Raw genomic sequence first — 19,708 nt, forward strand, 5'->3', positions numbered from 1 at the left:
GTGGCTCAAGCCATGCGAGAGTAGGTCATCGCCAGGGTTTATACCCAAAAACCCCGCTGCTCACGCAGCGGGGTTTTTTCTTATTAAGTGAAGGCATCGCTTTTCCGGGTACCTTCCGCCCCAAGGGCAAGATCGCGAGCTGGCGCTGCAAGCGCTGCTGCAACCGTCTCCCTGGTGAAATTAGCGCTGTGGAACCACCCGATCCCATCCCGAACTCGGAAGTGAAACGCAGCTGCGCCGATGGTAGTGTGGCTCAAGCCATGCGAGAGTAGGTCATCGCCAGGGTTTACACCCAAAACCCCGCTGCTGACGCAGCGGGGTTTTTCTTTGCGCGCAGATAATCACGATGCCGGCGTCGCCGCGCGTTGCGCGCTGCCAACCAAGGCTGTAGATCCACGCCATGCGTGGATGGGCTACCCCACTGCACACAAAAAAGCGGCGCCCCGTGGGGCGCCGCCTGGACCTCAACACTGTTCAGTCGAGCAAGCTCGACTCTACGGGGCCCGGAGCCTTGTTCTTCATCATCTCGTCGCGGGCGGCCTTGAAGGGATTGCCTTCATACCAGTTCGGCCAGCGATCACCGCCGGCCAGTTCCTTGCCCACGCCGTACATCAGCTCCAGGTCTTCCACGGTGCCATCCAGCTTCCAGGTGGTGGCATCGAACTCATCCTTCGGCCCGTGGTAACGGTTGTTGCCGTAATCGGCAGCCGCCTTGCGGCCGGCTTCGACGCCGCCGTCGCGCAGGTCCTCGCCACCGTCGGCATACAGCGCCGGCACGCCGGCCTTGGCGAAGTTGAAGTGGTCCGAGCGGAAGTAGAAGCCGCTCTGCACCGAGGTCTCACCGTGCAGGGTGCGGTCCTGTGCGGCGGCCAGCGGCTTGAGGATGTCCTCCAGCTCCGAGCTGCCGAAGCCGGTCACCGTCACGTCCTTGGCACGCCCTGCCACCGACATCGCATCGATGTTGATCACACCGGCGATCTTGTCCAGCGGGAAGGTCGGGTGGGCCACGTAGTACTTGGAACCCAGCAGGCCGGACTCTTCCAGGGTCACCGCCAGGAACACCACCGAACGCTCCGGCTTGGGATCCTGGTGGGCCATGGCTTCGGCCACTTCGAGGATGCCCGCCACACCGGTGGCGTTGTCCACGGCACCGTTGTAGATGTTGTCGCCTTCTTCGCCTTCATGCTTGCCCAGGTGGTCCCAGTGGGCCATGTACAGCACGGCTTCGTCGGCACGCTTGCTGCCCGGCAGCACGCCCACCACGTTGCGCGACTGCTTCTGCGCGATCTGGCTCTTCAGGTCGACGGCGGCCGTGGCCTTCAGCGGCACCGGCTTGAAGCCGCGCTTGCTGGCGTCCTTGTAGGCCTGCGCCAGGTCCAGGCCGGCACCGGCGAACAGCGCCTTGGCTGCCTCCGCGCTCAGCCAGCCCTGCACCGGGATGCGGGTTTCCGGATCATCCTTGGCAGGCAGGTCATACTGCGGGCCGGCCCAGGAGTTCTTCACCACGTCCCAGCCATAGGACGCACCGGCAGTGTCGTGCACGATCAGCGCGGCGGCAGCCCCCTTGCGTGCGGCCTCCTCGAACTTGTAGGTCCAGCGCCCGTAGTAGGTCATGCGCTTGCCGTCGAACAGCTTCTCGTCGTCGACGTGGAAGCCCGGGTCATTGACGAACATGACGACCGTCTTGCCCTTCCAGTCCTGGCCGGCGTAATCGTTCCACTTCTGTTCCGGCGCATCGACGCCGTAGCCGACGAACACCAGGTCGCTGGCATCGACCTTCACCTCGGCCTGGCCGGTACGGGTGCCGACCACCATGTCGGTACCGAACTTCAGCTCGGTGGTCTTGCCGCCCTGGGTGATCTTCAGCACGGTCGATTCGTCGGCCGTGGTCTCGGTCATCGGCACGTCCTGGAACCAGCTGTCACCGTTGCCCGGCTGCAGGCCGATGCGCTGCATCTGGTCGCGGATGTAGTTGACCGTCAGCTCTTCGCCCTTGCTGCCCGGGGCGCGGCCTTCGAACTCGTCCGAGGCCAGCGTCTTGACCATCTCGCTGAAGTCGGCGGCGTTGATGCCGGGCGAGAAGGTGTGGGCCGCCGGGGTGGCCGCAGCGTCGGGGCTGGCGGCCGGTGCCGGGGTGGAGGTGTCTTCGCCTTTGCAGGCGCTGAGCGCGGCCGCGGCGGCCAGGCACAGGAGGAGTTTGCGGGGCATCGTCGTTTCCTGGATACACGAGGGATGGCCACGCCGGGCGCGGCCGGTGAAGGGGAACATTCCCCGTACTGCAGCGCCGGGGACTCAGTCCGCCGGCGCGGTATCGGTGTCGAACGGGATCGGCTCGGCACCGGTGATCGGCCCGACGCGCGCGGTGCGGTGCACGTACAGCACCACCTCGCGCTCGAACAGCAGGGCGCCTTCGACCACGGCGTTCGGGCCGATGATCACGCGCGGCTTGCGGCTGGCGGTGAGCGAAACGCTGAAGTTCGGCTTGCGCACGCGCAGGCCACCACCGACCTGCGAGCCGATGCCCACGGTGATGTCGCCGTTGACCGTCTCCACGTCCTGGCGCACGCGGCTGTTGACCAGGCCGATGCCACCGTTGACTGTTTCCACGCCGCCTTCGATCTGGCTGCCGTGGTCGCTGAAGATGCTGCCGTTGACCGTGCTGACATCGCCGCGGGCGATGACCTCACGGCCCAGGCGCACGCTGCCGTTGACCGTCTCGATGCTGCCGGTGTGTGCGCGGTCGGCCACGGTGACGCCGCCGTTGACGGTGTCGATGCTGCCGGTCTCGACGCCATCACCGACGCGGATGCCACCGTTGACGGTGTCCAGCTTGCCGTAGCGCTGGCCCGGATCGGCGCTGATGCTGCCGTTGACCTTGCTGATGTTGTCCTGCGCGCCGAGCGGGCCGGCGACCAGCAGCGCGCCCAACAGCAGCGGAATGGAGAGCGTTTTCATGGGGGACCTCGTTGTTGTGCGGCTGGCAGGCCGCGTGCGTTGATGTCACCATTCCCGGGCACCCCCTGCAACTGCCTGAAGTCACTGGAAAGCCCTTGCGCGACAACGTCTTCCCCTCACGCCGACATCACACCGCCGCTGCCCGCGCCGGGCGTTGCCTGTTGCTGGGGCTGGCCTTGGCGCTGGCGGTTCCCCTGCCGGGCAGCGCGCAGACCGCCTCCACCCGCGAGGCCGAGCGCAAGCTGCAGAAGCTGCGCACCGAACTGAAGGGCGTTGCGCAGGAGCGCCGGCAGATCGAGGGCCAGCGCGGGCAGGCCTCGCGGCAGTTGCGCGATGCGGATGAAAAGGTCGCCCGCAGCGGCCGGGTGCTGGCACAGACCGAAACCGCGCTGCGCGAGCAGAACCAGGCCCTGGCCGAGGCCGAGCAGCGCCGCGCGACCCTGCAGGCCAACCTGGCCCAGCAGAACCGCGAACTGGCCGGGCTGCTGCGTGCGGCCTACCAGCTGGGCAACCATGCCCCGCTCAAGCTGCTGCTGTCGCAGGACACGGTGGCCGATGCCAACCGCGCCCTGGCGTATCACCGTTACCTGCAGCGCGAGCGCGCCCAGCGCATCGCCACCCTCACTGGCGACCTGAAGGAACTGGAGACGCTGCAGGCCCAGATTGCCGAGCGCCGGCAGACCCTGCAGGGCGCGCAGCGCGACCAGAAGCAGCAGGCGGCCACGCTGGCCGCCGATCGCCGCGATCGCGCGCAGACCGTGGCCTCGCTGGAAGAACGCTTCAAGGACCGGCGCGAGAAGGAACAGGCGCTCGGCCAGGATGCCAAGGCACTGGAAACGCTGCTGGCCAACCTGCGCGCAGCGGCGGCCCGTGCCGAGGCCGAACGCCGCGCCGCCGCGCGCAAGGCAGCCGCCGAGAAGGCCGCTGCCGAGAAGGCGGCACGCCAGGCCAAGGCCGAAGGCCGCCCGCCGCCGCCAACCAAGGTGCCGCCGGCCGTGGCCTCTGCGCCTGCGCCGAAGGTGGGTGGGCTGGGCTGGCCGTTGTCCGGCAACCTGCTGGCCCGCTATGGCGCCAAGCTGCCTGACGGGCGCACCAGCAGCGGCGTGCTGATCGGCGCGCCGGCCGGCAGCACCGTCACCGCCGTGGCCGATGGCACCGTCGTGTTCTCCGACTGGATGACCGGCTACGGCATGATCCTGATCGTCGACCACGGCAACGGCTACATGAGCCTGTACGCACACAACGACACCCTGCTGAAGGATGCCGGCGCGCGGGTCAGCCGTGGCGATGCCGTGGCCAAGGTCGGCAATTCCGGTGGCCAGGGCGTCACCGCGCTGTACTTCGAACTGCGCCGTGGCGGGCAGCCGGTCAACCCGGACAGCTGGCTGCAGCGGCGCTGAATCGAAGGCACTGCAGGCAGGGCCGGATTCAACGGGAATTTAGCTACGCTTCGCGCATAATCGGGGAATGTGCCTTGGGCACGATGCCACCGTCGACAGGAGTGATCCATGCGCGCAGCCCGTACCGCCACCCTCTTGCTGGCCCTGATGCCAGCGCTGTCCTGGGCGCAGCAGACTGCGCCGGCCGCCACCGATACCTCCGGCCAGGCAGCGAGCAACGAGGAGGCGGTGACCTCGAAGGTGCCGCTGGAAGACATCCGTCGCTTCGTCTCGGTGTACAACGCGGTCCGCGCCGCCTATGTCGATCCGGTCGATGACAACAAGCTGATGCAGTCGGCGGTGCGCGGCCTGCTGCTGGACCTCGATCCGCACAGCACCTACTTCAACAAGGAAGACGCCGAGGCCTTCGACGAACAGGCCAACGGCGCCTACGAAGGCATCGGCGTGGAGCTGCAGCAGCAGCCGGACAACGCCAGCATGAAGGTCATCTCGCCGATCGACGACACGCCGGCGGCCAAGGCCGGCATTCTCGCCGGCGACCTGATCATCGCCATCGACGGCAAGCCGATCAGCGCCATCGATGCCAGCGAACCGCTGCGTGGCCCCGCTGGCAGCAAGGTGGTGCTGACCATCGTGCGCGACGGCAAGCCCAAGCCGTTCGACGTCAGCCTGACCCGGCAGACCATCCGCGTGACCAGCGTGAAGAGCCGCATGCTCGAACCGGGCTACGGCTACATCCGCCTGAGCACGTTCCAGGCCGATACCGGTTCTGATTTCCAGAAGCACGTGCAGCAGCTGCAGAAGCAGGCCGGTGGCCAGCTCAAGGGCCTGGTGCTGGACCTGCGCAGCAACCCGGGTGGCCTGCTGACCGCCGCGGTGCAGGTGGCCGATGACCTGCTCGACAAGGGCAACATCGTCAGCACCCGCGGCCGCATCAGCATCAGCGATGCACGCTTCGATGCGACCCCGGGCGACCTGCTGAAGGGCGCACCGGTGGTGGTGCTGACCGACGCCGGTTCGGCCAGCGCATCCGAAGTGCTGGCCGGTGCGCTGCGCGACAACAAGCGCGCGCGCGTGGTCGGCAGCCGTACCTTCGGCAAGGGCTCGGTGCAGACCGTGCTGCCGCTGGACAACGGCGATTCGGTCAAGCTGACCACCGCGCGCTATTACACGCCCAGCGGCAAGTCGATCCAGGCCACCGGCATCGTGCCCGACGTGGAGCTGAAGCCGGCGCCGACGCCGGAGGAAGATGCACTGCCGGCCAGCCTGAGCGATTACAGCGAGGCGACCCTGCCGGGCCATCTGCGTGGCGATGATGAAGGCACCGAGGGCTACCGCGCCGGCGCGGTGCTGCCGGGCGATGCCCCGATCAACGATGCCCTGGCCGAACTGAAGAACCCGGGTTCGGTGGCTGCGCGGCTGAAGGCCGAAGCGGCCAAGGCCGAGGCGGAGAAGGCGGCGAAGGCAGCAAAACCTGCCGAGGCGAAGCCGGAAGCAAAGCCGGAAGCAAAGCCGGAAGCAAAGCCAGCCGAAACCCCGGCCAAGCCCTGAGGTAGCGCCGGGCCACACCCGGCGACACGGAGCTCGCCTCATGGATGACGCTGACGTTGCGACCCTGATCGCTGGACGGCTGGGCCGGGAGCCATGGGCGCCCGGTATAGCCGGGCCTTGGCTGGACGCGCTTGCGCATCGGCACGGTATCGCCCCCGACCGGGTTCTCTGGTGGGACGGCGCACCGGCCACGCAGGTGCACGCCTGCTACGACGATGGCATGCAGGGGCTTGCCCGGCTCGAGGAGCTGCTGGCCCCTGCGCAGGGAGAGATCCAGCTGATCGTTTCCGAAGAGTGCGCACCGCCCTGGCCGGTGTGGTCACTGCAGGCGAGCGAGCTTCTGCCTCTGCTGGGCGAGCTGCCGTTCTTCGAATACGCCGTGGTGCTGGAAGGTGGCGCAACGCTGGTGTTCGATACCCACCACAACACGTTGCTGGTCAGCCGCGCCCGCAACCGCTGAGGGGGAGCCGGCCAGCGGCCGGCACTACCCGGTGCTCAGAACCCGTGGCGCTTGCGCAGCTTGCGGGCGATGGCCGCGCGCACGTACACGCCGTACAGCAGGCCGAACACGAAGCCGCCGATGTGCGCCCACCAGGCCACCATGCCGAAGCTCGGGCCGATGTGGGCGAACACCACCTGCAGTGCGGCCCAGACGCCGATCAGCAGGTAGGCCGGTGCGCGCACGAACTCCAGGAACAGGCCCAGCGGTATGACCACGCCCAGCCGGGCGGCCGGGAACAGGGCCAGGTAGGCGCCGATCATGGCCGACACCGCGCCGCTGGCGCCGATGATGATCTGGTCCGGGCTGCCCATGGTGTAGATCGCCACCAGGTTGGACACCGCGCCCCCTACCAGGAACAGCAGCATCAGCCGCCAGGGCCCCAGCACCCGTTCGGCGGGCAGGCCGAAGATGAGCAGGAACACCAGGTTGCCCAGCAGGTGTGACCAGTCAGCATGCAGGAACAGGGCGGTGAACAACCGCAGCACGCTGCCGTCCTGCAGGGTCGCCCACCAGTCCAGCGGGTGGGTCAGGCCGGTGGACAGGGCGCCCCAGTCCAGCCAGAGGCTGTTGCGGGCGTCCCACGGGCGCGAGATCGACCACAGGAACGCCAGCCACAGTGCCGCAAACAGCACGGGTGTAGCCCAGCGCAGCGTGGCCTTCTTGCGGGACGGGAGAGACACGAACATGGGCGCTAGCCTAGCGTGCCGGGACTATGCGCGGGCGTGGCGCCTGTTAAGTTTTCGCACCGGAAATACGGCCGCTGCTGTTATTGTTTCATTAACGGCTCTGGGTAATACTCGCATACGGCGTCGTATGTCGGGAGGGGAATCCGGCGCGTTCTGGCGGACCTTTGCGGGTCCGGTAGGCGCAGGCGCACTCAGAGCACCATCACCGCTTACCGGAGAGAGAACACGATGCAAACTGCTTCCACCATTGCCCGACTGACCCTGCTGGCCGTCGGCGTTGCCGGTGCGCTGGCCGCCGCCGATGCCAACGCTGCTGCCTTCCAGCTGAAGGAAAACAGCGCCAAGGGCCTGGGCCGTGCGTTCGCCGGCTCTGGCAGCGCCGAGGGCGACGCCTCCATCATCGCCGTCAACCCGGCCGGCATGCGCCAGCTGGACGGTACCATGGTCCAGGGTGACCTCAGCGCAATCAGCTTCAAGGCCGAGTTCAAGGGCCAGGGTCGTAAGCCGACCGGCGCCGCACAGACCGGCAGCGACGGTGGCGATGCCGGCATGATCGCTCCGGTGCCGGCCGCGTACTTCCATATGCCGATCGGCGAGAAGGCGCACTTCGGTGTCTCGCTGACCGCTCCGTTCGGCTTCAAGACCGAATACGACAACGGCTGGGTGGGTCGCTACAGCGGTCTGAAGACCGACCTGAAGGCCATCGACCTTGGCTTCGCCGCGTCCTATGACGTAAATCCGTACGTGTCGTTCGGTGCATCGGTGTTCGTTGAGCACCTGACCATTGAACTGAGCAACAACATCGACTTCGGTACCGCGCTGGCCCAGTCGCGCGTCCCGGGCTTCGCCCCGGGCAGCGCCGATGGCAAGCTGACCGTGGAAGGCGACAACAATGCCGTGGGTTGGACCGTCGGCGGTCTGTTCAGCCTTGATGAGAACACCCATATCGGCCTCAGCTACCGCTCCAAGGTCGAGCACAAGATCACCGGCGGTGACGCCACCTTCGTCGTGCCGCCCGCTGCTGCAACCGTGCTGGCTGCAGCGCAGCCGGGTCGTTTCGTAACGACCAGCGGCAAGGCCACGGTGAAGCTGCCGGCTTCGGCCACCCTGAGCGTGACCCACAAGGTCAACGACCGCTGGACCGTGATGGGTGACGTCACCCGCACCGCCTGGTCGACCGCCTTCGACCAGGTCACCATCGATTACGCTTCGGCGCAGCCGGATTCGGTGCTGGACTTCGGCTACCGCGATACCACCTTCGTCTCGCTGGGTACGGACTTCAAGCTGAGCGACACGGTCACTCTGCGCGGCGGTGTGGCCCTGGACCAGACGCCGACCACCGATGCCCACCGTGACGTGCGCGTGCCGGATACCAGCCGCAAGTGGCTGTCGCTGGGCGTGGGCTGGACCCCGTCGGCCAACACCGAATACAACTTCGGTTACACCCACCTGTTCACCAGCGACCCGAACGTGAATGTTGCTGCGACCACCAACAACCAGGGCAACTCGCTGTCGGGCAAGTACAAGGTCCGTGGTGACGTGCTGGCTGCGTCGTTCCAGTACAAGTTCTGATCCAGGCTAAGGCCTGAAGCAGCACGAGGGAGCCCCGCGCAAGCGGGGCTTTCTTTTTGTGGGATGAGCCATCCACGCATGGCATGGATCTACCGCACAGGCACAATCACGGTGGATGGATTCCTGCTGGAGGCAACGATGGCGCTCACGCGCAAGGGCAAGTACTGGTACGGCGACGAGGACGGCGACATCGCCGCGGTGATCGGCAACTACAGCAGGGCGGCGGGCTACCCGGCCACGTTGTTCCGCGCGGCGCTGTGCAGCTGCGGTTCGGCCCGCTTCCATCTGTTTGACGACGAGGTGGAAGGGGCTGCTCGCCGGGACTGCGTGGCGTGCGGGGAATCGCACCTGATGTTCGACAGCGCAGAGTACCTGGCCGAGGCCAATCTGGATGAGCACGTCTGCATGTGCGACAACGCGGCGTTGTCGATCCACTGCGGCGTGGCGCTGTATGAGGGGACGCAGGACGTCCAGTGGCTCTATATCGGTTGCCGCTGCGCCGAGTGCGGGATGGTGGGCGTGTATGCGGACTGGAAATGCGAGGGTGGGCCGGTGGAGGCCTTCATGGCACGCGTGTAAGGCCCATCCACGCATGGCGTGGACGGAACGGGTACCTGTGCCATCCACGTTCGCCGCGCGGATCAACGACAATGGCGCCATGAACCTGACCGATCCGAACTTCCAGCTGGAGCTGGCTGCCAACATCGCCGTCGCCGGCTCGATCCTGCTGGCCGGGCGCAACAACGTGCACACGTGGTGGATGGGCATCGTCGGCTGCGCCCTGTTCGCGGCGGTGTTCGAGCGTTCGCACCTGTATGCGGACATGGTGCTGCAGTTCTTCTTCATCGCCATCAGCGTGCTGGGCTGGTGGCAGTGGCTGCGCGGCGACCACGGCGCGCCCCTGCCGATCACCCCGGTGCGTCCGCGGGCGTGGGCCTGGCTGCTGCCGCTGGCGGTGGTGGCCACCGTTGCCTACGGCTGGATGCTGACCCGCCTCACCCATGCCTACGCGCCCTACATCGATTCGGCGGTGCTGGTGCTGAGCGTGATCGCGCAGATCCTGATGATGCGGCGCAAGCTGGAATCGTGGTGGGTGTGGCTGCTGGTCAACACCATCGCCGTGCCGCTGTACTACAGCCGCGGCCTGCACCTGACCTCGATCCTCTACATCGGCTTCTGGATCAATGCGCTGGTGGCGCTGCGCCATTGGCGCAACCTGATGCGTGCCGAGGCCAGGGCGGCCGATGCCGCTGCCTGAGCGCGTCGAGCGGGGGCTGGTGGTGGGCAAGTTCTGCCCGCTGCACCGCGGCCACGAACGCCTGATCGACTTTGCGGCCTCCCGCTGCCGGGCCTTGCTGGTGATCAGCTGGTCGCAGCCCGGCTTTGCCGGTTACAGCGCCGCCCGCCGCGAGCGCTGGCTGCGTGCGCGCTTCCCGCAGGCGACGGTTGCGGTGCTGGACGATGCACGCCTGGCGGCGCTCTGCGAACAGCACGGTCTGCCACCGCGCGTGCTGCCACGGGACGATGACAGCGAGCAGGCGCAGCGCGATTTCACCGCCTGGTTGTGCCTGCACCTGTTTGGTGGGCCGGTGCAGGCGGTGTTCACCGGCGAGGACTACGGCGACGGCTTCGCGGCTGCGCTGGCCGGGCATTTCAACGCGCCGGTGCAGCACCAGCGGCTGGAGCGCAGCCTCGATGTCGGCCAGGCCAGCGGCACCCAGCTGCGCGCCGATCCGCATGCACACCGGCAGAGTCTTTCAGCGGAGGTGTACGCGGCCTACGTGCAGCGCGTGGCGTTCATCGGCGGCGAGTCCACCGGCAAGACCACGCTGGCGCGCGTGCTGGCCGAATGCATGGGGACGCAGTGGGTGCCCGAGTACGGTCGCACGCTGTGGGAAGCGCAGGGCGGTGAGCTGCAGGCGCAGGATCTGCTGCGCATTGCCGAGGAGCAGCCCCGGCGTGAGGAGGCGGCCGCGCTGGCGGCGCAGCGCTGGCTGTTCTGCGATACCACGCCGCTGGTGACCCTGGGCTACAGCGGCTGGATGTTCGGCACGGCGCCGCAGGCGCTGCTGCAGGCGGCGTTGCGGCCCTACGACCTGCTGTTCCTGTGCGCGCCGGACATTGCGTTCGACCAGGATGGCACGCGGGTGGGCGAGTCGTTCCGTGCGCAGCAGCATGCGTGGTACGTGCGCGAACTGCAGGCGCGGGGTGTCGCGTACATGCTGCTGGAAGGCGATCTGGAAACGCGCATCGCGCGGGTGCAGGACGCGTTGGCCGAGCGCGCGGACAACCGGTTCAGCGTGGTGGCGTGATCGCACAAAAAACCCCGCTTTCGCGGGGTTTTTCGTTCACTGCATGACGCAGGCGATCAGTCGCCCAGGGTCAGCAGCGAGGCGTTGCCACCGGCAGCGGTGGTGTTCACGGTCACCGTCTTTTCAGTGGCGAAGCGCAGCAGGTAGTGCGGGCCGCCGGCCTTCGGACCGGTGCCGGACAGGCCCTGGCCGCCGAACGGCTGCACGCCGACCACCGCACCGATCTGGTTGCGGTTGACGTAGACGTTGCCGACGTGGACGCCGTTGCTGATGCGGTCGACGGTCTCGTCGATGCGCGAATGCACGCCCAGGGTCAGGCCGTAGCCGGTGGCGTTGATCTGGTCGATCACCGCATCCAGCTGGTCGCCCTTCCAGCGGATGACGTGCAGCACCGGACCGAACACTTCCTTCTGCAGCTGGCCGAGGTCCTTCAGTTCATACGCACGCGGTGCGAAGAAGGTGCCGTTGGCCGCTTCGGCGGACAGTTCGGCGGCGGCGATCAGGCGCGCTTCGCGGTCCATGCGCTCGGCGTGGTCCTGCAGGATCTTCAGCGCATCGGCGTCGATCACCGGACCGACGTCGGTGGACAGCAGGCCGGGGTTGCCGACTTTCAGTTCCTTCATCGCACCGGCCAGCATGGTCATCACCTTGTCGGCGATGTCGTCCTGGACGAACAGCACGCGCGCGGCCGAGCAACGCTGGCCGGCGGAGGTGAAGGCCGAACCGATCGCGTCCTTGACCAGCTGTTCCGGCAGCGCCGAGGAGTCAGCGATGAAGGCGTTCTGGCCGCCGGTCTCGGCGATCAGCACGCCGATGGCGGCGTCACGTGCGGCCATCGCGCGGTTGATCGCACGGGCGGTGTCGGTGGAACCGGTGAAGGCCACGCCGGCCACGCGCGGGTCGGCGGTCAGCGCGGCACCGACGGTGGCGCCGTCGCCCGGCAGGAACTGCACCACTTCAGCCGGCACGCCGGCGTCGTGCAGCAGCTTCACCGCGTAGTAGCCGATCAGGTTGGTCTGTTCGGCCGGCTTGGCGATGACGCTGTTGCCGGCGGCCAGTGCGGCGGCCACCTGGCCCAGGAAGATCGCCAGCGGGAAGTTCCACGGGCTGATGCAGACGAACACGCCGCGGCCGTGCAGCTGCAGCTCGTTGGATTCACCGGTCGGGCTGGGCAGCTTCTCGGCGTGGCTGAACTGCTCGCGCGCCTGCTTGGCGTAGTAGCGCAGGAAATCCACGGCTTCGCGCACTTCGGCGATGCTGTCGGGCAGGCTCTTGCCGGCTTCCTTCACGCACAGCGCCATGAACTCCGGCATGCGCGCTTCCAGCTGGTCGGCAGCGTGCTCGAGGATGGCGGCGCGGCTGGCGGCCGGGGTGCGGTTCCAGGCCGGCTGTGCGGCCACGGCATTGGCCAGGGCCTTCTGCACGGTGGCGGCATCGGCGGCCAGCCACTGGCCGACCACCTCGCGGGTGTCGGCCGGGTTGGCCACCGGCAGCGCAGCGCCGGCCGGGTTGGCACCCGGTACCAGCGGAGCGGCCTGCCAAGGCTTCACAGCCGCGTTGATCTGCTCGGCCAGGGCGCGCAGTTCGTTGTCGTTGGCGAGGTTGGCGCCCATGGAGTTCTTCCTGTCGTGGTTCTGGCTGCGCAGCAGGTCAACCGGCAGCGGGATCTTCGGGTGGGGGATCGAGGCGAACGAGGCGACCATCTCGACCGGATCGCGGATCAGGTCGGCGATCGGCACGCGTTCGTCGGTGATGCGGTTGACGAAGCTGGAGTTGGCGCCGTTTTCCAGCAGGCGGCGCACCAGGTACGGCAGCAGGTCTTCATGCGAACCGACCGGCGCATACACGCGGCACGGCAGGCCCAGGCGGTCGGCCGGCACCACTTCGGCGTACAGGTCGTCGCCCATGCCGTGCAGCTTCTGGTGCTCGTACACGCCGCCGTTGGCGATGCTGCGCACCGCTGCGATGGTGTGCGCATTGTGCGTGGCGAACATCGGGTAGATCGCGTCGGCATGGGTGAACAGGCGCTTGGCGCACGCCAGGTAGGACACGTCGGTGTTCTGCTTGCGGGTGAACACCGGGTAGCCCGGGTAGCCTTCGATCTGCGCGCGCTTGATCTCGGCATCCCAGTAGGCGCCCTTGACCAGGCGCACCTGCAGGCGGCGACCGGCGCGGCGCGCCATGTCGGCCAGGTGGTCGATCGTGTACGGGGTGCGCTTCTGGTAGGCCTGCACAACCACGCCGAAGCCATCCCAGCCGGCCAGCGAGGCATCGCCGAACACCTGTTCGATGATGTCCAGCGACAGTTCCAGGCGGTCGGATTCTTCGGCGTCGACGGTGCAGCCGATGCCGTAGCTCTTGGCCAGCTGTGCCAGTTCCAGCACGCCCGGCACCAGGTCGGTCAGCACGCGCTCGCGCTTGGCGTGCTCGTAGCGCGGGTACAGCGCCGACAGCTTGATGGAGATGCCCGGGGCGTTGTTGACGTCGCCGTCAGGACGGCCGCCGCGTGCCTTGTGATCGCCGCCGATGGCGTGGATCGCACGGCGGTAGTCTTCCAGGTAGCGCAGCGCGTCCTTCATGGTCAGCGCGCCTTCGCCCAGCATGTCGAACGAGTAGCGGTAGCTGGCGTTGTCGCCCTTGTGCGAGCGCGACAGCGCTTCGCTGATGGTGCGGCCCATGACGAACTGGTGGCCCATGATCTTCATGGCCTGGCGCACGGCCAGGCGCACCACCGGCTCACCGACGCGGCCGACCAGGCGCTTGAAGGCGCTGGGGGCGTCGGCGCGGGTGGCGTCGTTCATCTGCACCAGCTTGCCGGTCAGCATCAGGCCCCAGGTGGAGGCGTTGACCAGCACCGAGTCGCTGCCGCCCAGGTGCTTTTCCCAGTCGGCGTCGGCCAGCTTGTCGCGGATCAGCTTGTCGGCGGTGTCCTGGTCCGGAATGCGCAGCAGCGCCTCGGCCACGCACATCAGCAGCACGCCTTCCTCGCTGCCCAGGTCGTACTGGCGCATGAAGGCTTCGATCGCCCCCTGGTCCTTGGCGCGCACGCGCACCCGGCCGACCAGGTCGGCGGCCAGCGCCTGCACGCGGGCCTGCTCCTCGGCGGGCAGCCGGGCCTGCGCCAGCAGCTCGCGCACGTGGCTGGCCTCGTCCTTCAACCAGGCATCGGTGATGGCCTGGCGGAACGGGTTGGGGGACGCCGGCAGTTCCGGCGACAGCAGCGCGCCCGGACGCGGGGCGTCGTGGGCGGCAGGGGAGGAGGAGGGTGCGTTCATGCCGATCCGGCCAGTGGAAAACTTGGCGATTTTAATCATTTTTGCGCCCTGCGGAAGTGCCCCGCAGACACCTTTGTAGAGGGCTGATAGCCCCTAGCCGTGGCGGATTCAGCGTGTTCAGAAAGCTCGACAGCATTTGTGCTGAATTCGTCATTCGCGCCGCCGGGGTCATGCTGTATTGCAACATGGGAAAAAGTGTGAATGGACCCTTGCTACCGGTGAGAGGGCGGGGCTACCATCGAGACGTTTCCCGCGGCAGGAACGCGGTTGCGACATGATCGAGGTGCTTCCAGCTCCGGATGGGTCAGGTACGCAGCTGCGGCTGCGTCCCCCACGGGCGCTCGATGCCCGGCAGTTCATCCTGTTGTTTGCCGTGTTGTCGGGTGCGATGTGGCTGGTCTCCGCCCTCGGGTGGTTGGCCGGCAATGCATTCGCCCCCCTGTTCGCGCTGCTGTACAGCCTGTTGCTGGCAGCCGCCTTGCGCGCCTTGTGGCGCAGCGGTGAACGGCAGGAGGAGATCCGGGTCGTGCCGGCGTGCGTGGAGGTCATCCCCGTACCCGGTGGATCGCCGGTGTTCCGGGCCCACCCGCATTGGGTGCGCCTGCTCACCGACGACGAGAGGGTCCGGCTGGCATCCAGCGGACGGCAGGTGGAGGTGGGGAGTTTCCTCGCGCCGGCCGAACGCCAGACGCTCGCTGAAATGCTTGAAGGCTTGCTCGCCGCCAGCGATGGCGGCAACCGACGACGCTAAGGGTCTAGGCAATGAAGCAAAGCAGCAGGTGGGGCACGAAGTGCGTTGCAGCGGTCGCCAGCCTGGTGGCCGGGGGACTGGTTCCGGCATGGGCATGGGCGCAGGCGGCCGATCCCAAGCCGTGGCAGCTGAACATGGGCAAGGGGGTGACCCAGACCTCACGCCTGGCCTGGGAGTCGAACAACCTGTCGTTGATCATCTGCACGGTGATCGGCGTCATCGTGTTCGGGGCGATGGCCTACGCCATCTTCAAGTTCCGCAAATCCAAGGGTGCGGTGGCCGCCACCTTCAGCCACAACACCAAGGCCGAGGTGATCTGGACGGTGATCCCGGTGATCATCCTGATCGTGATGGCGTGGCCGGCCACGGCCAACCTGATCAAGATGTACGACACCCGCGATGCCGAGATGACGGTGAAGGTCACCGGCTACCAGTGGATGTGGAAGTACGAATACCTCGGCGAGAACGTTACCTTCACCAGCCGCCTGGACCGCGAGTCCGACCGCGTGCGGCAGAGTGGCGTGGTGCCCACCCGCGAAAGCCATCCGCATTACCTGCTGGACGTGGACAACCGGCTGGTGCTGCCGGTCGATACCAAAGTGCGCTTCGTCATTACTTCTGATGACGTGATCCACGCCTGGTGGGTGCCGGCGCTGGGCTGGAAGCAGGACGCCATCCCCGGCTTCATCAACGAGGCCTGGACCAGCATCGAGCAGCCCGGGGTGTACCGCGGGCAGTGCGCTGAACTGTGCGGCAAGGACCATGGCTTCATGCCGATCGTGGTCGAGGCCGTGTCCAAGGAAGACTTCAAGCAGTGGCTGGCGCAGCGCAAGCCGGCACCGGCTGCGCCTGCCACGCCTGCGGCACCGGCCGAACCGGCGGCACCGGCAGGCGAGGCGCCGGCAGCGCCGGCCGCACCTGCGGCGGCCGAAGCCGGCGATACCCCTGCCACCGCAGCCAGCGGCGCGTGATGTAAAGCCCGCGGCCGTTCGCGGCCGTGGCGACAACCGATTCTGAGAGGTGTTTTGCGATGGCGCACTCGGCAGTTGGGCACGACGATCACCACCACCACCAGAGTTTCTTCGAGCGTTGGTTCTTCTCGACCAACCACAAGGACATCGGCACGCTGTACCTGGGCTTCAGCTTCATCATGTTCATCATCGGTGCGGCGATGAGCGTGGTGATCCGGGCCGAGCTGGCGCAGCCGGGCCTGCAGTTCGTCAAGCCCGAGTTCTTCAACCAGATGACCACCGTGCATGCCCTGGTGATGATCTTCGGCGGCGTCATGCCGGCCTTCGTCGGCCTGGCCAACTGGATGATCCCGCTGCAGATCGGCGCGCCGGACATGGCCCTGCCGCGCATGAACAACTGGTCGTTCTGGCTGCTGCCGGTGGCCTTCAGCCTGCTGTTGCTGACCCTGTTCCTGCCCGGTGGCGCGCCGGCCGGTGGCTGGACGCTGTACCCGCCGCTGTCGCTGCAGGGCGGCTACAACGTGGCCTTCAGCGTGTTCGCCATCCACGTCGCCGGCATCAGCTCGATCATGGGCGCGATCAACATCATCGCCACCGTGCTCAACATGCGTGCGCCGGGCATCGACCTGCTGAAGATGCCGATCTTCTGCTGGGCCTGGCTGATCACCGCCTTCCTGCTGATTGCGGTGATGCCGGTGCTGGCCGGTGCAGTGACCATGCTGCTGACCGACAAGTTCTTCGGCACCAGCTTCTTCAACGCCGCCGGTGGCGGTGACCCGGTGATGTACCAGCACATCTTCTGGTTCTTCGGCCATCCCGAGGTCTACATCATGATCCTGCCCGCCTTCGGCGTGGTCAGCGAGATCATCCCGACCTTCAGCCGCAAGCCGCTGTTCGGCTACCAGGCAATGGTGTACGCCACCGCCGCGATCGCCTTCCTGTCGTTCATCGTCTGGGCCCACCACATGTTCACCGTGGGCATGCCGCTGGGCGGCGAGATCTACTTCATGTTCGCCACCATGCTGATCTCGATCCCGACCGGCGTGAAGGTGTTCAACTGGGTCAGCACCATGTGGCGTGGCTCGCTGACGTTCGAGGCACCGATGTTGTGGTCGGTGGCCTTCGTCATCCTGTTCACCATCGGTGGCTTCTCCGGCCTGATGCTGGCCATCGTGGCGGCCGACTTCCAGTACCACGACACCTACTTCGTGGTGGCCCACTTCCACTACGTGCTGGTGACCGGCGCGGTGTTCGCGCTGATCGCCGCGGTGTACTACTGGTGGCCGAAGTGGACCGGGCGCATGTACAGCGAGAAGTGGGCCAAGGTGCACTTCTGGTGGTCGATCGTGTTCGTCAACCTGCTGTTCTTCCCGCAGCACTTCCTCGGCCTGGCCGGCATGCCGCGCCGCATCCCCGATTACAGCGTGGCCTTCGCCGACTGGAACCTGATCAGCTCGATCGGTGCGTTCGGCATGTTCGCCACGCCGTTCATGATGGCCGCGATCCTGCTGTCCTCGCTGCGCAACGGCAAGAAGGCCGAAGCGCGCAGCTGGGAAGGTGCGCGCGGCCTGGAGTGGACGCTGCCGTCGCCGGCGCCGGCGCACACCTTCACCACGCCGCCGACCATCCGCCCGGGGGATCTGGCCCATGACGACATCACGCATTGAGGTGGGGCATGCATAACGAGAGCCCGCTTGCCCCGTGTAGAGCCGAGCCATGCTCGGCTGACGAGAAGCAGCCGACCAACGGTCGGCTCTACAACAGCGCAGAGCAGCCGACCGGTAGAGTCGACCGTTGGTCGACTGGCGAGATGCAGCCGACCGGTAGAGTCGACCGTTGGTCGACTGGCGAGATGCATCCGACCAACGGTCGGCTCTACCAGCAACGCCAGCGCGCCAGGCGCACCGCCCTGTGGGTCGGCGCCATCGCGGTGCTGGTCTACGTCGGCTTCATCCTCAGCGGGGTGATCGGCCGATGAGCGAGGCGCCGGCCACCGCTCCGTCCCGCAGTGCCGGGCTGCCGCGCCTGATCGGCGTGGCGGTGGCGGTATTCCTGCTGACGTTCTCGCTGGTGCCGCTGTACCGCATCGCCTGCGAGAAGGTCTTCGGCGTGCGCCTGGAGCGCGGCCCCGGCAGCGAGGCCAGCACCGGCGCTGCGGCCGGCAAGCGCACCGTGCGTGTGGAGTTCGATGGCGGCGTCAATTCGCGGCTGCCGTGGTCGTTCCACCCCGAGCAGCTGACCATGGACGTGGTGCCGGGCGAACTCAATGAAGCGCTGTACTTCGCCCGCAACGACAGCGCCAACGCCGTGGTCGGCAGCGCGGTGCCTTCCGTCGCACCGGCGCGCGCGTCGGGCTTCTTCAGCAAGACCGAATGCTTCTGTTTCACCGCGCAGACGCTGCAGGCCGGCGAGAAGCGCGACATGCCGGTGCGCTTCATCGTCGATCCGGACCTGCCGCCGGAAATCAGGACGATCACCTTGTCCTACACCTTCTACCGCAACGACGCGCTGTCCGACCGGCTGGCACCTGCCGCCACCTCGGAAGGCGCGCACGCCGCTCCCTGACCCGGATACCGACATGGCCCAGACACCGACCGACGCCAACGTGTACTTCGTCCCGGCCCAGAGCCGGTGGCCGTTCGTGGGCTCCATCGCGATGATGGTGACCATGGTCGGCGTGGCCAGCTGGCTCAACGATGCCAGCTGGGGGCGCTGGACCTTCTACATCGGCATCGCGATGCTGGTGCTGACCCTGTTCTGGTGGTTCAGTGACGTGGTGCGCGAATCGCAGGCCGGCCACTACAACCGCCAGGTCGACGGCTCGTTCCGGATGGGCATGGTCTGGTTCATCTTCTCCGAAGTGATGTTCTTCGGGGCCTTCTTCGGCGCGCTGTTCTACACGCGCAACCTGGGCCTGTCCTGGCTCAGCGGCGAAGGCCGCGGGGTGATGACCAACGAGCTGCTGTGGCAGGGCTATTCCGCAGGCTGGCCGACCAACGGGCCGGCCGCCATCGGCGGTGCGTTCCAGACCATCCCGGCCTGGGGCCTGCCGCTGATCAATACGCTGATCCTGCTGACCTCCGGCGTGACCCTGACCATCGCCCACCATGCGTTGAAGGCCGGCAACCGCCGCCAGCTGCTGGTCTGGCTGGGCGTGACCGTGCTGCTCGGCCTGGGCTTCCTCACCCTGCAGGCGGAGGAGTACATCCACGCCTACAAGGAGCTGAACCTGACCCTGGGTTCGGGCATCTACGGTTCGACGTTCTTCATGCTGACCGGCTTCCACGGCGCGCACGTGCTGCTGGGCACGATCATGCTGATCGTGATGTGGCTGCGCTCGGCCAAGGGCCATTTCACCCGCGACAACCACTTCGCGTTCGAAGCCGCCGCGTGGTACTGGCACTTCGTCGACGTGGTGTGGCTGATGCTCTTCATGTTCGTCTACGTGCTTTGACCGCGCAGGTCACGGCGGCCTCAGCCGCCGATGCCGTGCGGCTTGATCCAGCCCATGTAGATGCACACGATCACCAGTACGATCAGGGCCACCGACACCCCGATGCGGCGTGTCAGTGCGTTGACCGTGCGCTTGGTCTGGCCGCGGTCGACCAGCAGGTAATACAGGCCGGCGCCCAGATTCCAGACGATGACGATCAGAAACGCGATTACCAGCAGGGTCTTCAGCGAATCACTCATGCGCGGCTCGAGGGCAGGATGGATGCGCCTATCTGACCGC

At 67.1% G+C, this 19,708-nt stretch carries 18 protein-coding genes and 1 rRNA gene; 14 read left to right on the forward strand and 5 right to left on the reverse strand.

The window, feature by feature from the left end; genetic code table 11:
• Positions 1-170: 170 nt before the first annotated feature.
• Positions 171-285, forward strand: a 5S ribosomal RNA gene (gene rrf, locus QMZ26_RS13245).
• A 189-nt stretch (positions 286-474) separates the two neighbouring features.
• Here rrf and QMZ26_RS13250 read toward each other — a convergent pair.
• Positions 475-2,208 (reverse strand): M28 family metallopeptidase, encoded by a 1,734-nt coding sequence (locus QMZ26_RS13250; RefSeq protein WP_283221738.1) that lies wholly within the window; start codon positions 2,206-2,208, stop codon positions 475-477.
• 84 nt (positions 2,209-2,292) lie between these two features.
• Complete coding sequence (locus QMZ26_RS13255) at positions 2,293-2,955, reverse strand: hypothetical protein (protein WP_108745774.1); 663 nt, start codon at positions 2,953-2,955, stop codon at positions 2,293-2,295.
• A gap of 95 nt (positions 2,956-3,050) precedes the next feature.
• On the opposite strand from QMZ26_RS13255, the gene QMZ26_RS13260 reads away from it, so the two are divergent.
• The 3 genes from QMZ26_RS13260 (at position 3,051) to QMZ26_RS13270 (ending at position 6,366) form a co-directional block, all read left to right on the forward strand.
• Positions 3,051-4,355 carry a peptidoglycan DD-metalloendopeptidase family protein gene (locus QMZ26_RS13260; RefSeq protein WP_283221739.1) on the forward strand — a complete coding sequence of 435 codons (1,305 nt, stop codon included), beginning with the start codon at positions 3,051-3,053 and terminating at the stop codon, positions 4,353-4,355.
• Positions 4,356-4,463: 108 nt separating this feature from the next.
• A complete protein-coding gene (locus QMZ26_RS13265) occupies positions 4,464-5,906 on the forward strand; it encodes a S41 family peptidase (protein ID WP_283221740.1) in 1,443 nt (480 codons plus the stop codon).
• 40 nt (positions 5,907-5,946) lie between these two features.
• The gene (locus QMZ26_RS13270) at positions 5,947-6,366 is read left to right on the forward strand and encodes a hypothetical protein (protein ID WP_283221741.1); all 420 of its coding nucleotides are present in this window, start codon (positions 5,947-5,949) and stop codon (positions 6,364-6,366) included.
• A 35-nt stretch (positions 6,367-6,401) separates the two neighbouring features.
• Here QMZ26_RS13270 and QMZ26_RS13275 read toward each other — a convergent pair whose 3' ends face one another.
• A complete protein-coding gene (locus tag QMZ26_RS13275) occupies positions 6,402-7,094 on the reverse strand; it encodes a rhomboid family intramembrane serine protease (protein ID WP_200733654.1) in 693 nt (230 codons plus the stop codon).
• 228 nt (positions 7,095-7,322) lie between these two features.
• Here QMZ26_RS13275 and QMZ26_RS13280 point away from each other — a divergent pair, with 228 nt between their 5' ends.
• From QMZ26_RS13280 to QMZ26_RS13295, 4 genes are all read left to right on the forward strand, one after another.
• Positions 7,323-8,666, forward strand: coding sequence for an outer membrane protein transport protein (locus QMZ26_RS13280; protein WP_200733653.1), 1,344 nt, complete (start codon positions 7,323-7,325; stop codon positions 8,664-8,666).
• A gap of 78 nt (positions 8,667-8,744) precedes the next feature.
• Complete coding sequence (locus QMZ26_RS13285; protein WP_283221742.1) at positions 8,745-9,245, forward strand: hypothetical protein; 501 nt, start codon at positions 8,745-8,747, stop codon at positions 9,243-9,245.
• 79 nt (positions 9,246-9,324) lie between these two features.
• A complete protein-coding gene (gene pnuC / locus QMZ26_RS13290; RefSeq protein WP_200733651.1) occupies positions 9,325-9,924 on the forward strand; it encodes a nicotinamide riboside transporter PnuC in 600 nt (199 codons plus the stop codon).
• On the forward strand, positions 9,911-10,978 hold the full coding sequence (locus QMZ26_RS13295) for an AAA family ATPase (protein ID WP_283221743.1): 1,068 nt from the start codon (positions 9,911-9,913) through the stop codon (positions 10,976-10,978). The genes pnuC and QMZ26_RS13295 overlap by 14 nt, the downstream gene beginning before the upstream one ends.
• Positions 10,979-11,034: 56 nt before the next feature.
• Here the strand turns inward: QMZ26_RS13295 and putA are convergent, their stop codons facing one another.
• Positions 11,035-14,253, reverse strand: coding sequence for a bifunctional proline dehydrogenase/L-glutamate gamma-semialdehyde dehydrogenase PutA (gene putA / locus QMZ26_RS13300; RefSeq protein WP_283221744.1), 3,219 nt, complete (start codon positions 14,251-14,253; stop codon positions 11,035-11,037).
• A gap of 274 nt (positions 14,254-14,527) precedes the next feature.
• Between putA and QMZ26_RS13305 the strand changes: the two genes are divergently transcribed.
• The 6 genes from QMZ26_RS13305 (at position 14,528) to QMZ26_RS13330 (ending at position 19,429) form a co-directional block, all read left to right on the forward strand.
• Positions 14,528-15,004, forward strand: a complete 477-nt coding sequence (locus tag QMZ26_RS13305; protein WP_079225023.1) for a DUF2244 domain-containing protein — start codon at positions 14,528-14,530, stop codon at positions 15,002-15,004.
• A gap of 11 nt (positions 15,005-15,015) precedes the next feature.
• Entirely contained in the window at positions 15,016-15,975 is a 960-nt protein-coding gene (gene coxB / locus QMZ26_RS13310) for a cytochrome c oxidase subunit II (RefSeq protein ID WP_079225024.1), read from the forward strand.
• 59 nt (positions 15,976-16,034) lie between these two features.
• The gene (gene ctaD / locus QMZ26_RS13315; RefSeq protein ID WP_283221745.1) at positions 16,035-17,642 is read left to right on the forward strand and encodes a cytochrome c oxidase subunit I; all 1,608 of its coding nucleotides are present in this window, start codon (positions 16,035-16,037) and stop codon (positions 17,640-17,642) included.
• A gap of 185 nt (positions 17,643-17,827) precedes the next feature.
• Complete coding sequence (locus tag QMZ26_RS13320) at positions 17,828-17,953, forward strand: hypothetical protein (RefSeq protein ID WP_283221746.1); 126 nt, start codon at positions 17,828-17,830, stop codon at positions 17,951-17,953.
• Positions 17,950-18,540, forward strand: coding sequence for a cytochrome c oxidase assembly protein (locus QMZ26_RS13325; RefSeq protein ID WP_079225026.1), 591 nt, complete (start codon positions 17,950-17,952; stop codon positions 18,538-18,540). The genes QMZ26_RS13320 and QMZ26_RS13325 overlap by 4 nt, the downstream gene beginning before the upstream one ends.
• A 13-nt stretch (positions 18,541-18,553) precedes the next feature.
• Positions 18,554-19,429 (forward strand): cytochrome c oxidase subunit 3, encoded by an 876-nt coding sequence (locus QMZ26_RS13330; RefSeq protein ID WP_079225028.1) that lies wholly within the window; start codon positions 18,554-18,556, stop codon positions 19,427-19,429.
• A 20-nt stretch (positions 19,430-19,449) separates the two neighbouring features.
• On the opposite strand, the gene QMZ26_RS13335 is transcribed toward QMZ26_RS13330, so the two are convergent.
• A complete protein-coding gene (locus tag QMZ26_RS13335) occupies positions 19,450-19,668 on the reverse strand; it encodes a twin transmembrane helix small protein (protein ID WP_049468560.1) in 219 nt (72 codons plus the stop codon).
• Between the last annotated feature and the right edge of the window lie 40 nt (positions 19,669-19,708).

The organism is Stenotrophomonas sp. PFBMAA-4 (assembly GCF_030053215.1).
GTDB lineage: Bacteria > Pseudomonadota > Gammaproteobacteria > Xanthomonadales > Xanthomonadaceae > Stenotrophomonas.

Coding starts and splice junctions, on each gene's coding strand:
- QMZ26_RS13250 (WP_283221738.1), bottom strand. CDS start 2,208: ATGCCCCGCAAACTCCTCCTGTGCCTGGCCGCCGCGGCCGCGCTCAGC.
- QMZ26_RS13255 (WP_108745774.1), bottom strand. CDS start 2,955: ATGAAAACGCTCTCCATTCCGCTGCTGTTGGGCGCGCTGCTGGTCGCC.
- QMZ26_RS13265 (WP_283221740.1), top strand. CDS start 4,464: ATGCGCGCAGCCCGTACCGCCACCCTCTTGCTGGCCCTGATGCCAGCG.
- QMZ26_RS13270 (WP_283221741.1), top strand. CDS start 5,947: ATGGATGACGCTGACGTTGCGACCCTGATCGCTGGACGGCTGGGCCGG.
- QMZ26_RS13275 (WP_200733654.1), bottom strand. CDS start 7,094: ATGTTCGTGTCTCTCCCGTCCCGCAAGAAGGCCACGCTGCGCTGGGCT.
- QMZ26_RS13280 (WP_200733653.1), top strand. CDS start 7,323: ATGCAAACTGCTTCCACCATTGCCCGACTGACCCTGCTGGCCGTCGGC.
- QMZ26_RS13285 (WP_283221742.1), top strand. CDS start 8,745: ATGGCATGGATCTACCGCACAGGCACAATCACGGTGGATGGATTCCTG.
- pnuC (WP_200733651.1), top strand. CDS start 9,325: ATGAACCTGACCGATCCGAACTTCCAGCTGGAGCTGGCTGCCAACATC.
- QMZ26_RS13295 (WP_283221743.1), top strand. CDS start 9,911: ATGCCGCTGCCTGAGCGCGTCGAGCGGGGGCTGGTGGTGGGCAAGTTC.
- putA (WP_283221744.1), bottom strand. CDS start 14,253: ATGAACGCACCCTCCTCCTCCCCTGCCGCCCACGACGCCCCGCGTCCG.
- QMZ26_RS13305 (WP_079225023.1), top strand. CDS start 14,528: ATGATCGAGGTGCTTCCAGCTCCGGATGGGTCAGGTACGCAGCTGCGG.
- coxB (WP_079225024.1), top strand. CDS start 15,016: ATGAAGCAAAGCAGCAGGTGGGGCACGAAGTGCGTTGCAGCGGTCGCC.
- ctaD (WP_283221745.1), top strand. CDS start 16,035: ATGGCGCACTCGGCAGTTGGGCACGACGATCACCACCACCACCAGAGT.
- QMZ26_RS13320 (WP_283221746.1), top strand. CDS start 17,828: ATGCATCCGACCAACGGTCGGCTCTACCAGCAACGCCAGCGCGCCAGG.
- QMZ26_RS13325 (WP_079225026.1), top strand. CDS start 17,950: ATGAGCGAGGCGCCGGCCACCGCTCCGTCCCGCAGTGCCGGGCTGCCG.
- QMZ26_RS13330 (WP_079225028.1), top strand. CDS start 18,554: ATGGCCCAGACACCGACCGACGCCAACGTGTACTTCGTCCCGGCCCAG.
- QMZ26_RS13335 (WP_049468560.1), bottom strand. CDS start 19,668: ATGAGTGATTCGCTGAAGACCCTGCTGGTAATCGCGTTTCTGATCGTC.